At 63.9% G+C, this 14,096-nt stretch carries 13 protein-coding genes; 11 read left to right on the forward strand and 2 right to left on the reverse strand.

The features are described 5' to 3' along the window. Positions 1-295: 295 nt before the first annotated feature. The 6 genes from VF673_RS02430 (at position 296) to VF673_RS02455 (ending at position 4,998) form a co-directional block, all read left to right on the forward strand. Positions 296-781, forward strand: a complete 486-nt coding sequence (locus VF673_RS02430; RefSeq protein WP_440290737.1) for a hypothetical protein — start codon at positions 296-298, stop codon at positions 779-781. Then, on the forward strand, positions 778-1,356 hold the full coding sequence (locus VF673_RS02435) for a hypothetical protein (protein ID WP_090538624.1): 579 nt from the start codon (positions 778-780) through the stop codon (positions 1,354-1,356). The genes VF673_RS02430 and VF673_RS02435 overlap by 4 nt, the downstream gene beginning before the upstream one ends. A 46-nt stretch (positions 1,357-1,402) precedes the next feature. Then, positions 1,403-2,197, forward strand: a complete 795-nt coding sequence (locus VF673_RS02440) for a hypothetical protein (protein ID WP_440290738.1) — start codon at positions 1,403-1,405, stop codon at positions 2,195-2,197. 66 nt (positions 2,198-2,263) lie between these two features. Next, a complete protein-coding gene (locus VF673_RS02445) occupies positions 2,264-2,947 on the forward strand; it encodes a C39 family peptidase (RefSeq protein ID WP_440290889.1) in 684 nt (227 codons plus the stop codon). 22 nt (positions 2,948-2,969) lie between these two features. Further along, positions 2,970-3,707 carry a hypothetical protein gene (locus tag VF673_RS02450; RefSeq protein WP_440290739.1) on the forward strand — a complete coding sequence of 246 codons (738 nt, stop codon included), beginning with the start codon at positions 2,970-2,972 and terminating at the stop codon, positions 3,705-3,707. Positions 3,708-3,738: 31 nt separating this feature from the next. After that, a complete protein-coding gene (locus VF673_RS02455) occupies positions 3,739-4,998 on the forward strand; it encodes a hypothetical protein (protein ID WP_407046201.1) in 1,260 nt (419 codons plus the stop codon). A gap of 30 nt (positions 4,999-5,028) precedes the next feature. On the opposite strand, the gene VF673_RS02460 is transcribed toward VF673_RS02455, so the two are convergent. Continuing rightward, a complete protein-coding gene (locus VF673_RS02460) occupies positions 5,029-6,360 on the reverse strand; it encodes a sigma 54-interacting transcriptional regulator (protein WP_440290740.1) in 1,332 nt (443 codons plus the stop codon). 166 nt (positions 6,361-6,526) lie between these two features. Here VF673_RS02460 and rmuC point away from each other — a divergent pair, with 166 nt between their 5' ends. Continuing rightward, on the forward strand, positions 6,527-8,089 hold the full coding sequence (gene rmuC, locus VF673_RS02465; protein ID WP_440290741.1) for a DNA recombination protein RmuC: 1,563 nt from the start codon (positions 6,527-6,529) through the stop codon (positions 8,087-8,089). Between the two features lie 47 nt (positions 8,090-8,136). Here rmuC and rnk read toward each other — a convergent pair whose 3' ends face one another. Then, a complete protein-coding gene (gene rnk, locus VF673_RS02470) occupies positions 8,137-8,544 on the reverse strand; it encodes a nucleoside diphosphate kinase regulator (protein WP_090538697.1) in 408 nt (135 codons plus the stop codon). 229 nt (positions 8,545-8,773) lie between these two features. On the opposite strand from rnk, the gene VF673_RS02475 reads away from it, so the two are divergent. From VF673_RS02475 to VF673_RS02490, 4 genes are read left to right on the forward strand one after another with little or no spacing between them, the layout of a single operon-like run. After that, a complete protein-coding gene (locus VF673_RS02475) occupies positions 8,774-10,144 on the forward strand; it encodes a TAXI family TRAP transporter solute-binding subunit (RefSeq protein WP_440290742.1) in 1,371 nt (456 codons plus the stop codon). A 2-nt stretch (positions 10,145-10,146) separates the two neighbouring features. Further along, positions 10,147-11,064 (forward strand): AAA family ATPase, encoded by a 918-nt coding sequence (locus VF673_RS02480; RefSeq protein WP_440290890.1) that lies wholly within the window; start codon positions 10,147-10,149, stop codon positions 11,062-11,064. Continuing rightward, positions 11,061-12,023, forward strand: a complete 963-nt coding sequence (locus VF673_RS02485; RefSeq protein WP_440290743.1) for a DUF58 domain-containing protein — start codon at positions 11,061-11,063, stop codon at positions 12,021-12,023. The genes VF673_RS02480 and VF673_RS02485 overlap by 4 nt, the downstream gene beginning before the upstream one ends. Further along, on the forward strand, positions 12,020-14,071 hold the full coding sequence (locus tag VF673_RS02490; RefSeq protein WP_440290744.1) for a transglutaminase TgpA family protein: 2,052 nt from the start codon (positions 12,020-12,022) through the stop codon (positions 14,069-14,071). Before VF673_RS02485 ends, VF673_RS02490 begins: the two co-directional genes overlap by 4 nt. The last annotated feature ends 25 nt before the right edge of the window (positions 14,072-14,096 follow it).

Genomic DNA, 14,096 nt, shown 5'->3' on the forward strand with positions numbered 1-14,096 from the left:
TCTGAAACACTTCATCTGCCCTGCACCCAGCTGAAATCGGGGTCTTCTGCCGGATTCTCACATCTGATACAGCCCCCTGGCTGTGCTCCATTGCGCTCAACGCCAGGGCCCGCGCACGGTTGAGAGTTTTCTGTCTTTTATCCTTGTTACAGATCTGAAACACCTGATCCGAAGAGATCGCTTACATCGCTCCCAAGTCATTGATCTGCCTATGAATTCCCGATCTGGCACAGGGGTTGCTTTCTTGCTTGGACAAGCGGACGCATCGGTTCCAGATCAATCAGGGAACAAAACAATGGGCACCCAATTCTCTTCGCTGATTCCACAGTGGCTGGTCTGTTTCATCGGCCTGTTCATCTGCATCGCCACCCAGCTGCCAGTCCGTGCTGCTGACGGTGAGATAGTTCTTACCCGCGATGTCCAGCCCCGCTCGGCCACCCGGCAGGAGCTGGTGCCGGATCCCAACCCGCAGACCGCCAACCCGAACCACTCGGCTCAGGTGCGAAGCGCAGTGCAGGGTGCTCGGCTGCCCGGCGAGTTGTCGGACGCCGATTTCGCCGGGGTGAGCAGCGGCAGCAGTCTGGCCAATGGCGTGCACCTATTCGATCAGCCGGTGCTGCAGGCCGACCGACAGGCACCGGGCCGGGCCGGGCTGGGAGTATCAGGCTCCGCGGGCGCCGGCAGTGTGGGGCGTGCCACGGGTAACGTCGGGCGTGTCGGTGGCGAGATCAATCGCAGCGTGAATCAGGGGTTGCGCCCCCTGCAGGGGCTGGGCAAATGAGCCGCAGGTCATCGCTGGCGGTCCTGATTGCCTGCTCGGCGCTGCTGGCAGCCCTCGGTGTGGGCGCCGACAGCACCGCGACCATAGGCTCCAGCGCTGCAGGGTACTCCGGCGTGCTCATGCTCAACCAGGCGGCGGGGGAGCTGCATCAGCAGGTCAATGCCAGGGCTGTCTCTCCGGGGACGGACCCGTCCATCCGCGTCGAGCAGCAGCTCGGTGCGCTGCCGCAGGCACTGGGTGCGGATGACATGCGCGCCGGTATTCACGGTAATGCCTTCAGTGGCGGCTCAGGGGTCCTGGGGGTGAACCAGGGGGCTGGAGCAGCCAATCAACAGATCAACAGCTTTCGGGTGGGTGCGGGAGTGCGCCCCGAGAGCCTGGACGACAGCGGTCTGGCACAGGCCACCGCGGGTTCGTCCTACCCGTCAGCTGCAGGGCCGCACGGGGCGGGGGAGCGTCAGGTCGAGATCGATGATCAGGCGTTCGCCGACAGTCGCGGGGTGGTTCAGCTGAATCAGGCTGCCGGGGTTGGTAACCGTATGGTCAACAACCTCGGCATCCGGATCCTGGAGTAGTAAGAAGTAGTAAACACAAAATGAAAGCCATACAAGGATTCAGGTCATGAAAACCAAACACAAGATTAGTGCGATCGCCTTTGTTGTTGCCGCTTCCCTCTCGCTGGGTGCTCTGGCAGGTCATCCGAAGCCCCCGAAACCGACTCCTGAAGAGCCGCGTGAGGGCGTATCCAGCGCCTCCGTATCTGATGCACAGATCAGTCTGGGCAACAGCGTAGATAACCTGGGCACTACCAACAACGCCGGCGTGGCCAGCTCTCTGGATGGGGGCAGCGGTAATGCGGGAGTGAACGTGGTGTCCGGTGATACCAACCAGCAGGCCAACGCACTGGCGATTTCCACCGCCGACGCGGATGCCGATTTCGTGTTCGGTGCTGTGGCCAGTGTCGGCGTGCTGCAGGTCAATGGCGGCAACTCGCTGCTTAACCAGGACGTGACCAACAACGCTGGGGTAGACACCGTGGCCAATGGCTATTCCGGTAACCTGGGGCTGAACGTCGCTGCCGGCGCCTTCAACCAGCAGAAGAACGACGCGGCCATTGCCAACGCGTCTGAAGCCGCCAATGCCGAAGCCAGCATCGAGGTGCTGCAGGTCGCCGTCGCCGGCGATACCTACAACGGCGTGGATACCGACACCCTCAGTGCTACCACTACTGGCTGGCAGCCCAAGCCGCCCAAGCCCACTCAGCCGTCGAGAAACCTGGATGTGGAGAACAATGCCAACCTGGTCAGCTCGCTTAACGGCTTCTCCGGTAATGCCGGGGTGAACATCGCCGCAGGCGGTGCCAACCAGCAGAGCAACACCCTGTCCATCGCGGCAGGCTGTCAGGGCTGCCCGTAAGGGTTGCCGAGCCCGGGGCTGAGCCCCGGGCTTCCTTTTCAGGGATATTTATATATGAGTTTCTGCATGCGCGTGGTCCTGGTCAGTATGGTTCTTGGCCTGGCTCAGTTCGGCGCCCATGCTGCCCCCAAACCCCTGGCCATCCTGCCCGGGGGAGGACTGGCCTTCAAATCCGTGCAAAGCATGCGCGAGCGGCGATTTGCCAATCTGGTCCAGCAGCAGACCGATTTCAGCTGCGGCGCAGCCGCCATGGCCACCCTGCTGAATGAAGCCTACGGCTGGAATTTCAGCGAGGAGCAGGTAATCGAAGGCATGCTCGCCGAGGCAGACCCGCACCTGGTTCAGCGCATGGGGTTTTCCATGCTGGACATGAAGCGCTACGCCGAAAGCCTGGGACTCAGAGCACGGGGCTACCGGCTTCAGCCAGAGCAGCTGGAAGAGGTAAAGGTACCGGTCATAGTGTTGCTGGATGTCCGGGGCTACAAGCACTTCGTGGTGATGCAGGTAAGCAGCGACGACTGGGTATATATCGGCGATCCGGTCCTGGGACACAAGAAGATGTCCCTTGAGGATTTCGCCAGTGGCTGGAACGGCATCGTGTTTGCCGTGATCGGTCCCGGCTACAACAGGGAGAATGCGCTGCTGGATCCTCCTGAGCCGCTGACCGCTCAACACCGCCTGAACAGATTCCGCCCCGTCAAGGATGCCGAGCTGATGGAGTTTGGTTTTCTGCAGAGCGACTTTTTCTGAGAACCGATAGCGGGAGAAGATCATGAAAACCCTTGTATGGCTCATCGGAGCATGCCTCTTGTTCAGCCTTCCCGCCCAGGCCGCCAGTCCGTTCCGCCCCGCCGAGGTCAGTGATGCGGAGCTGAGCGAATTGCGTGGTCGCTATGTCATGCCTGGCCGCATCGTCCATTTCGGCGTGACCATGAGCAGTGTCTGGGCGAACAGTGCCGGTCAGACCGTGGGTGCCGGCGTGACCTTCCAGCTCGACAGCAAGGCCCAGCCGAGCCTCTATGTCACCGACTTGTCAGGTCAATCCGACCCGGAAGTCGCCTCGCCGCCACCGGGCACCGGGCAGGTAGTGGGGGGCGCGGGCCTGCGGGATGTCCAGGGCATTTCCCAGAGCGTGCGCAGCGCCGGCGACTTCAACGACGGCCTCAATAATCTCGAGATCGTCATTTCCCGGGAGGGTGGGCAACTTGAACCGGACAACGGTGCCGTACCCTGGACCGGCTCCGGCACCTTTACCAATGAGGCAGGCCGAGTGCTGGTGGCGCAGCAGGGAGGCGGATTGAAGATTCTGGTGGACGCCGGCAGCCAGGGCGCTGCGCTCCAGCAGATCGGCGCTGGCAATGTGATCCAGCTGGCAAATTTCTCAGGTGATTTCAATACTGTGCGAAACATGGCTACGCTGAATGTGGGACTCAGGGATCTGCCCCTCGGGTTTGACTTCGCCAACTGTACCCTGGAGCAGCTCCGCGCCCTGCGGCCCATGGGATTCTGACAACTCCAATACGTGACAAGGAAGATGCATCATGCGCAGATCGGCAGGGTTGATGCTGTTAGCGTGCATGGCAGCCAGTGTTCCCGCGGTTGCCCAGACTGAAGAGGAGCTGCGCCGGGAGGTTGAAGCCCTGCGCCAGCGATATGAAGCGCAGCAGAATGCGCTGATGATTCTCGAGCAGCGGCTGCGTCAGCTGGAGGGGGCTGCCAGTGCCGCGCAACCGGCTCGACAGCCACCCGGCCGCCCCCAGGTGGCCAGTGCCGGAGCGACCGGCTCTGCGGCATCCGGCGGCAGCGGGGCAGGCTATGGGCAGGCTCTGCGGGAGGATTCCGAACCGGCCCCCAGCGTCGAAGCCCTTTACCAGGAGGCCAGCGGCTTTTTCGGCGGTGGCCGTTTCAGCATCGAGCCCGGCTTCACCTACAGCCACTACGATACCAAGCAGCTCTTCCTCAATGGCTTCCTGGCCCTGGATGCGATCTTCCTCGGCAACCTCGGCGTCGACGAGATCAACGCCGACACCTTCACCTTCGACCTGACCGCACGGTACAACTGGCGACAGCGCTGGCAGTTCGAAATCAACGTCCCCTTTGTCTACCGCGAAACCACCTACCAATCGGCGGGTGCCGGCGGCGCCAGTACCAGTTACAGCGAGGCCACGGTCAAGGGGGACCCGGACATCGGGGATGTCAGCTTCGGACTGTCCTACAAGTTTCTCGACGAAGGACCATCCTGGCCGGATGCGGTGGCCAGTCTGCGGATCAAGGCTCCCACCGGGCGCCACCCCTACGGCATCAAGCTGCAGCGGCAGGCGGACAACGACAACCTGAATATTCCCGATTCGCTGCCCACCGGTAACGGTGTATGGGCGGCTACCGCCGGGCTTGCGGTGGTGAAAACGCTGGACCCTGCGGTGGTGTTCGCCAATCTGGCCTACACCCATCATTTCGATCGGGATTTCAGCGACATCAGCCCCCAGGAGGGCATTCGGGTGCCTGGCTCGGTCAAGTTGGGAGACTATTTCCAGTTCGGGCTGGGCATGGCCTTTGCGCTCAACGAGCGCATGAGTCTGTCCATGTCCTTCTCCGAACTGGTCAGTCGCAGCAGCCGGATCCGCTATCAGGGCAGCAGCTGGCAGACCGTGAATGGCAGTGACGCCAATGCCGCCTATTTCAATATCGGCATGACCATGGCTGCCAGCGATCGGCTGACCATAGTGCCCAACCTGTCGATCGGACTGACCCCGGATGCGCCGGACTTCAGCCTCAGTCTGAAGTTTCCCTACTATTTCTGAGCGGCTGTCCGGCTGCCGCCGGGCCATGGATCAACGGATCTGGTGCTTGCGCAGCAGCCGATACAGGGTAGGGCGGGAAATCTTCAGGTGTTCGGCCACCTGACTCATGTTGCCCGGTGAATGCGCCAGGGCTGTCTGCAGGGCCTGACGCTCGGCCCGCAGGACCCATTGCTCGAGACTGGCGAGCTGTCCCTGGGGCTGGCTCGGCGTGGGTGCCAACCCCAGATCGGCTGCCGCGATCTCCCGGCCATCGGCGAGCACCATTCCCCGGCGCACCCGGTTTGCCAGCTCACGGCCGTTGCCCGGCCAGTCATGGCGCTGCATCGCCTGAATGGCGGCCGCACTGAAGTTTCTCGGGCGTCGACCTATTTCGGCCATATACAGGCGCGCGAAGTGACGGGCCATGGGCAGGATGTCGGCGACTCGCTCGCGCAGCGGTGTGGTACGTATCTCGAGCACATTCAGGCGGTAGTACAGGTCCTCGCGGAAACGGCCGTCGGCTATCGCCGCCTCCAGATCCACATGAGTGGCGGCCAGTACCCGCACATCAACTTGTATGGTGTGCTGCCCACCCACGCGCTCTATCTGCTTTTCCTGGAGAAATCGCAGCAGATTGGCCTGCAGCTCCATGGGCAGGTCGCCGATCTCGTCGAGGAACAGGGTGCCGCCGTCGGCAGCCTCGATCCGGCCGATCTTGCGTTGATGGGCGCCGGTGAAGGCGCCCTTTTCATGGCCGAACAACTCCGACTGAATCAGTTGCTCGGGAATGGCGCCGCAGTTGACCGCGATGAAGGGCCCGGTTCGCCTCAGGGATTGACTGTGCAGGGCCTGGGCGATCAGCTCTTTGCCGGACCCGCTTTCACCGCGGATCAGTACCGGTGTGTCGGTGGGCGCGATGCGTGCGATGAGACGCTGCAGATGGCGCGCCTGCTCGCTGTTGCCGAAGACGAACTGCTCCGCCCGCGGACCGCTGCCCATGTGTCGCGTACGCAGGTGGGCCATGCCACAGGCCCGTCCCAGGGCGATATCCACCCGGGAATGGTCGAAGGGCAGGGTGTGATAGTCGAGAAACCATTCCGCGATGAATTTCGCCACGCCGGGTTCGACCAGCAGGGCGTGGGGCAGAGCCACCACCCATTGCATTCCGGTGGCATTGATCAGCGCCTTGACTTTCTTCAGGTTCTTCACATGCGAGGTCTGCAGTCTGAGCAGGCCCAGGTCGCTGTCGGGCATGCCGCCGCCCTCGAGGGCGGCCGAGTGTACTTCCCAGCCATCCTTGACGAGGCGTTGGCCCAGAGCCAGGCACTCCTCGCAAGGGTCCACCAGCAGCAGCCGGCGGGCCCGGGGTGCAGAGAGGTCCACCTTGACATCTCCGTAGTTTGTTATGGTTGGGCTAAAGCTAGCAGACCGGCGGACTTGTGCAACGTTTTTCCGTCACTTGTGCGACCGGGTGGTCACTTGCGTCAATTTGACGACGGTTGCGCCCTGCAGGCAAGCGCGTAATGCTATGCCCCCAAAGGAGATACCCATGCCATTCACCATTGACATCTATCTGGCGGCTTTCAGCGCCATTCTGCTGGCGGGCTGGGGAGTGAGTACCTGGCTGTGGAGCCGGCGGGAGCAGGCCCAGAAGCAGCAGCTGGCCACGCTGGCGGGCCAGCTGCGTGCCAGAGAAGAGCAGATGGCTGAACTCACTGCCGGGCAAGCCACGGTCGATGTGCGCATCGAGCATCTGCAACAATCCTTGCAAACGCTGACCAGGGACAGGGAGCGACTGGAGCAGCGGCTTGAGGACAGCGAGCGGCGCAGCCAGGAATGGCAGCGGCGCAGCGAGCGCCTGGGCGCGCTGGCCAGTGAACAGCAGCGCCAGCGTGAGCAGTTGGCGGAGGAACACAAGGCGCTGCAGGCCCGCTTGCAGGCGTTGCAGAGTGACCATGAACAGCTGCGGGTGGATCATTCCACCCTGCAGAGCAGTCTGGAGCACCGCCAGAGGCACTTTGACGAACAGCAGGCCCTGCTGCGGGAAAGTCGCGAGCAGCTGAAGCTGGAATTCGAACAGCTGGCCAGCCGCATCTTCGAGGCCAAGGGCCAGGCCTTCAGCCAGACCAGCCAGCAGTCGCTGTACGCTCTGCTCAAACCCTTCCGTGAACAGATCGATCAGTTCCGCAGCAAGGTCGAGGACATCCACCACCGGGAAACCCAGCAGCAGGCGGCGCTGGTGCAGGAGCTGGTGCAGCTCAAGGAGCTCAACCGCCAGATAACCCAGGAGGCCCATGACCTGAGCACTGCGCTGCGTGGACAGAAGAAGACCCAGGGCAACTGGGGTGAGCTGATACTGGAAAACGTACTCGAACGATCGGGCCTGCGTGCCGGGGTGGACTTCCGGCGGGAGGTCAGCCTGCGCAGCAGTGAGGGCCAGCGCCAGCGCCCCGATGTGCTGGTCTATCTGCCCCAGGGCAAGCACCTGATCATCGATGCCAAGGTCTCGCTGAACGCCTACACCCGGTACATCAACAGCGAGGAAGAGGGCGAACGCCAGCTGGCGCTTGCCGAACATGTGCAGGCCTTCGGTCAGCGCATCCGGGAACTGTCCGATCGCAGCTATTTCGACCTGCCCGGGCTCAACGCGCCGGAGATGGTCTTCATGTTCGTACCCATAGAATCCGCCTTCGTCGAGGCGCTCAAGGCGGACGAGACCCTGTTCCAGCGTGCCATCGAACAGAACGTGCTGGTTGCCACGCCCACCACCCTGTTAACCAGTCTGAATATCGTGCGCCAGCTGTGGCGTTTCGAGGACCAGAACCGGCATACCGCCGAGCTGGCCGAGCGGGCGGCGCGGATCCACGACAAGCTGCGTACCTTTCTAGGCAGCATGGACGGCATCGGCAGCAGTCTGGAGCGGGCCAGCGAAGCCTATCAGCGTGCCTGCAATCAGCTGGTTGCAGGGCGCGGCAACCTGGTCAAGCAGGTCAACGACTTCAAGGAACTGGGTGTCTCGGTCAAGGCCGAACTGGGAGAACACTGGACGGATCGGGCCGAGCTTGAGCTCGGCCACGAGGCGCCTGAAATGGAAAAATCTGCGGGGGTGTAACTGAAACGGAAGAGAGGGCGGCTGACCTGATGGCCGTCGCCGCGGGGTTACAGATGGAAGTCGCCGTTGGCTTCGGGCTGATACTCGATGTCGATGATCCGAAGCTTCAGCGGGCGTCCGTTGGGGCCGGTCCAGTCGATGCTCTGACCTTTCTTCAGACCCAGCAGCGCGATACCTACCGGCGCCAGTACGGAAATGGTGCCTTCAGTGCCGGCCTTGTCCGGGTAAACCAGGGTAAGCACCATCTCGCGGCCGCTGGTCTCGTCGACGAAGCGTACGCGTGAATTCATGGTGACGATGTCGGCACCAACGCGGTCGTGCCCCACAACCTTGGCTCGCTGGATCTCGTTCTCAAGCGCGTCCAGCAGATCGGCGGGCCCGTCCAGGGTATCCAGCATCTCATCCAGTCGTTGAATATCCAGACGAGTGAGCACGATAGAGGGGGATTTGCTCATGGCGAACAGCATTGCTCCTTTGAAACAGAGAAAAATAAAAATAACGGAAACGGAATGTGCAGCAGGAACCGACAGAACAGCGGTATGGATAGACAGTACCAGAAAGTAATCTTCTTGCAAGACCTGTCTCTCTGCCGCTGCCGGGCACCTGCGCAAAACATCCGCGGCCGAGCATGGCCCTGGCACCCTCTGCCGTTTAGACTGCAGGGGTGGCCCAAGGAGATTCCCGATGAATGGAGTGAGACAAGCCGCGCTCTTCGTGCGCACCAATCTGTGGATTGTACCCCTGGCGGCGCTGCTGGCCTGGGCACTGTTCCGTTTTCTCGACCCGGCGCCGCCGCGTCATCTTGTGATGGTCACCGGTACCGAGAACGGTGGCTATCATCAGTTCGGTCTTGAGCTCAGGGACAGGCTGGCCGAGCAGGGACTGACGCTGGAGGTGCTCAGCACCAGTGGCTCCATGGATAACCTGCAGCGCCTGACCGAGGGGGGCGCAGAGGTCCAGCTGGGGCTGATACAGAGCGGTACCACACGCCTGCTGGATTCGTCGCAACTTGCGGGGCTGGAATCCCTGGGGGCCATCTATCACGAACCCCTGTGGCTGTTCCAGCGCAGGGGTACCGGTATTTCCCGGTTGACCGACCTGTTCGAGCACCGGGTGTCGGTCGGGGCCGAGGGCGGAGGTACCTGGGCGGTGGTCAGCAGCCTCATCAGCCAGCTGGGTGAGCACGCCGGTGAGCAGGCGCTGGCCACCGGACAATGGCAGCAACTGGCCGCCGGGGCCTCGCTCAAGGCCCTGCAGGCGGGGGAGCTTGATGCGGCCTTCTTTGTGCTGCCGGTACACAACAGCACCATCAGCCGCTTGCTGGTCGATCCGGAGATGGAACTGGTCAGCCTCGAGCAGACCGCGGCGCTCGCGGCGCGGTTGAGCTTCCTGGAACGTCTGGAGCTTCCCCAGGGGTTGCTGGATCTGCAACGGGACATCCCGCCCCAGTCCTCCGAGCTGCTGTCTCCGGTAGCCACCCTGGTGATCAACGAGCACTTCCATCCCGCGCTGGCGTCGCTGGTTCTCAGTTCCGCAGCGGATGTGCTGCGTGACGGCAGCCTGCTGGACGCGCCGGGGCAGTTTCCCTCTGCTACGCCGGCGGAGCTGCCATTGAGCGCCGAGGCCAGCTATTACCATGAGCGGGGTGTGCCCCTGCTGCAACGCTACCTGCCATTCTGGATCGCGTCGATTGTCGACCGCTACGTGGTGCTGCTGATTCCCTTCATCGCCATCATGCTGCCACTGGTCAAGAGCATGGGACCGCTCTATGCCTGGCGCATGCGCGCCCGGGTCTATCGCTGGTATGCCCATCTGCGGCGGGTGGACCGACTGATCCACAGCGGGGGCATAGGGCAGGTGCTGGACGAGGAAATCGAATCACTGCTGCGTCTGGAGGATGAGTTGACCCTGGTGGATGTCCCGCTGTCCTATGCCCATGAGCTCTACACGCTGCACCTGCACGTGCGTTACATGATCAACCGGTTGCAGCAGATGCGTCAGCCCGCCGGATCGGACTCTGCCGTTCCGTCCACCACCGACAAGGTTCTGGAGTAATGATGAAGGATGTCCTGAAACACGCAGTGGAAGCCGTCAATCAGGTCCTGCTGGGCAAGCCCCAGGCGGTGCAGCTGGCCGTGGCCTGCATCCTCGCCCGCGGCCACCTGCTGATCGAGGATCTGCCGGGTCTGGGCAAGACTACCCTGTCCCAGGCGCTGGCCCGGGTAATGGGGCTCAGTTATCAACGGATCCAGTTCACCAGCGACCTGCTGCCCGGGGACATTCTGGGGACCTCGGTATTCGATCGGGACAGCGGCAGCTTCGTCTTTCACCCCGGCCCCATCTTCGCCGAGCTGATACTGGCGGACGAGATCAATCGCGCGACGCCGAAGAGCCAGAGTGCGCTGCTCGAGGCGATGGAAGAGGGGCAGGTAACCATAGACGGGGCGACGCGCCCGCTGCCCCAGCCGTTCTTCGTGATTGCCACCCAGAACCCAGCCAGTCAGGGTGGCACCTTCAACCTGCCGGAATCCCAGCTCGACCGCTTTCTCATGCGGTTGACGCTGGGGTATCCGGCGCCGGCGGCGGAAAAGATGCTGCTCCAGGGCGAGACCGGGCGGGTCCGCATGGACAACCTGGAGCCGGTCATGACCCGCCAGCAACTGCTGACCCTGCAGGCCATGGTGCCCAGGGTCACGGCGACCGAAGCGGTGATCGACTACATTCTGCGGCTGGTGACCCGCAGCCGGGAAAGTCATCTGTGTGCCTGGGGGCTGTCTCCCCGGGCCAGCCTGGGGCTGCTGGCTGCGGCCCGCGCCTGGGCCATGCTGGAAGGGCGGGCCTATGTCATCCCCGAGGATGTGCAGGCGGTGTTCCCGGCGGTAGTCAATCATCGGTTGCGGGCCAGCGATGATCCCGCCGGCCATGGCGGTGGGGCGCTGGCCCAGCGCCTGCTTGCCGAGGTGCCAGCGATTTGATCAGTCGTCTCGCCGGCCAATCCAGCGCCCTGTTCCAGCGCTGGCTGACACGCCGCATTCCGGCGTCCAGTCAGGTGGTACTGAATCACAGGCGCATCTTCATCATGCCGACCAGAGCCGGCATGGGGCTGCTGCTGTTGCTGGTGATCATGCTGATTGGCGCCATCAACTACCAGAACAGCCTGATCTATGTGGTGGTCTTCACCCTTGGCAGTCTGTTCTGGGTCGGCCTGCATCACACCTACCGCAATCTGGCGGGGCTCGAGCTGCATGCCTCGGGCAGTCAGCCGGTGTTCAGCGGCGAGGAGGCCAGTCTGGGTATCGCCCTGGTATCGGCACGACGAGAACATCAGGCCATCGTGCTGGGGTGGCCCGGTGGTGCGCGTCGGCAGGTGGACGTGCCGGCTGGACTGAGTACCACGCTGACGCTCTATCATCCCACCGAGCGGCGAGGGTGGCTGCGTCCGGGCCGGTTGCGGGTGGAGACCCGTTTTCCGCTGGGCTGGTTCGTGGCCTGGAGTCTGGTGGATCTGGACTGGCAGGTGCTGGTTTATCCGCGTCCGGTGGCCGCCCCCTTGCCCGGCCTGGCTGAGGCCGGAGAGGGGCTGGGCGAGCACTGGCTGGCGGAGGGGGTGGACGACTTTCAGGGCCTGCGGGACTACCGCCCGGGCGACTCCCGCCGCCGCCTGGACTGGCGGGCCTGGTCCCGGGGGCAGGGGCTGCACAGCAAGATCTTTGCCGAGCCACAGCATGAGAGCCAGTGGCTGACCCTGGAGCAGGCCCCTGGGCCAACCCTCGAGCACCAGCTCGGCTGCCTGACTGGATGGATACTGCAGCTGGAGCAGCGCCAGCAGCCCTATGGCCTGGTCATCCCGGGTACCCGCCTGGCCCCCGCCACCGGAGCGGCACACAGGGACAACTGCCTGCGCGCACTGGCGCTGTACGGGGTGACGGCATGAGTGCGCCACATGCCCTGATTCCGCGCAACGCCCTGGTCTGGCTGCTGACCGCCCAGGTGGTTGCGCTGATGCCGCACCTGCCGCGGCTGCCGCTGTGGGTGGCGGCGGTCTGGCTGGTCTGCGCCGGCTGGCGGATCCAGATCCAGCGGATGCGCTGGGGCTACCCGGGAATACTGGTGCAGGCACTGGCGCTGGTGGGCGTGGTGGCGGGCGTCTGGGCGGCGCAGGGCAGCCTGATCGGTCTGGACTCGGCAGTCATGCTGTTGCTGCTGCTGTTCATGCTCAAGTTGCTGGAGATGCGCAAGCCCCGGGATGCGCTGGTGGTGATCTACCTGGGGTTCTTCATCGTTGCCACCGCCTTCCTGTTCGATCAGGGCATACCGCTAGCCCTGTTCCAGTGCTTCTCGCTGCTGATTCTGGTGGCCGCGCTGGTGGGCCTGCAGCAGACACCCGGGCGCAGCGACCCGGCCCGGGCAATGCGCACCGCCGCCGTACTTCTGCTGCAGGCACTGCCCCTGATGCTGGTGCTGTTCATGGTGTTTCCCCGACTGGGACCGTTATGGGCGGTCAATGCCCCGGGTTCCCAGGCCCGTACCGGGCTGGCGGAAAGCATGAGCCCGGCGGACGTGGCCGATCTGGCCCGCTCGGGCGAGCTGGCCTTCCGCGCGTCCTTCGAGGGTGCCCCCCCACCGCAGCCGCTGCTCTACTGGCGGGCCATGACACTGGCCCGGTTTGACGGGCGCAACTGGAGCGGTCTGCCGCTTTCCGCCGGCCAGGCCCATGGCAACTGGCAGCCCGAGGGCGAGCCGGTGCGCTATCAGGTCATAGTGCCGCCCAGCCACCAGCCCTGGGTGTTCAGTCTGCGCGGGGCGCAGACCGTGGATGAGCGTCTGGTGCTCAATCGCGACTTCCTGCTCCAGGCTCGGCGCCCGATCAGCCAGACCATGGCCTACAGCGCCTCCTCGCAGCTGGACAGCCTGCTGGAGCCGGCGGGTCTGGAGCCTTTGCAGAGGCGTCTGCATCTGCAGCTGCCGGAGGGATTCGATCCCCGTGCACGAGCCTTCGCCGCCGAGCTGCGGCAGCAGTATCCGCGCGATGCCGATCTGGTGCAGGCACTGCTGCGCCACTTCAATGTCGAGCCGTTCCATTACACCCTGCGACCGCCGACCCTGGGGCGGCACAGCACCGATGAGTTCCTGTTCGACAGCCGTCGGGGCTTCTGTGCCCACTACGCCGGTGCCATGACCTTCGTTCTGCGTGCGGCGGGCATTCCCTCGCGGGTGGTCGCGGGGTATCAGGGCGGAGAGCTGAACCCCAGGGGCAACTATGTTCTTGTCCACCAGTTCGACGCCCACGCTTGGGTGGAGGCCTGGCTGCCGGGGCAGGGCTGGGTATCCTTCGATCCGACCTTTCAGGTGGCCCCGGAGCGTATCGAGGACGGACTGGAATCGGCTCTGCGCGGTGAGGGCAGCTTCCTCGAGGATGCTCGCCTGGCAGCGGTGCGCTACCGGAATATCGGCTGGGTCAACAACGCACGCTTGCTCTGGGATGACCTCAATTACCAGTGGCAGCTGCGGGTCATCGGGTACCAGAGCGAGCGGCAGATGGATTTCTTCAGGCGCTGGCTGGGTACCGCGGACTGGCAGCGCATCGGGATGATATCCCTCGGTGTACTGGTGTTGTGCATGCTGCCGCTGGCGTTCTGGATCCTGCGGCCCGACCTGCGTCCCAGTGCCCCGGAGCTGAAAGCCTGGCGTCGGCTGAACCGGCGCCTGGCCAGGATGCAGCTGCAGGCCGGGGCAGGTGAGGGCCCTCGGGCCTGGCAACAGCGGCTTGGCCAGGCTCTGCCCCGGCAACAGGCCGAGCTGGATGCCTTCTTCGACGCCTGGGTGGGACTGACCTATGCCGCTGTGGACGACAGCAGCCGTGCTGCCGAACTGATGCGGATGCAGCGCAGTCTGAAACGCCTGCTCAAGGCGCTGCCGCGCCGCCGGCCGCCCCGGCCGACGCGCCCGGCGGGCTTGCCTGATGGGGAGCAGCAGGGATAATGTGGCAGGCACGCCTGCTGACAGC

This window comes from Halopseudomonas sp. Lyrl_26 (assembly GCF_051948695.1).
In the GTDB taxonomy this organism is placed as follows: domain Bacteria; phylum Pseudomonadota; class Gammaproteobacteria; order Pseudomonadales; family Pseudomonadaceae; genus Halopseudomonas; species Halopseudomonas formosensis.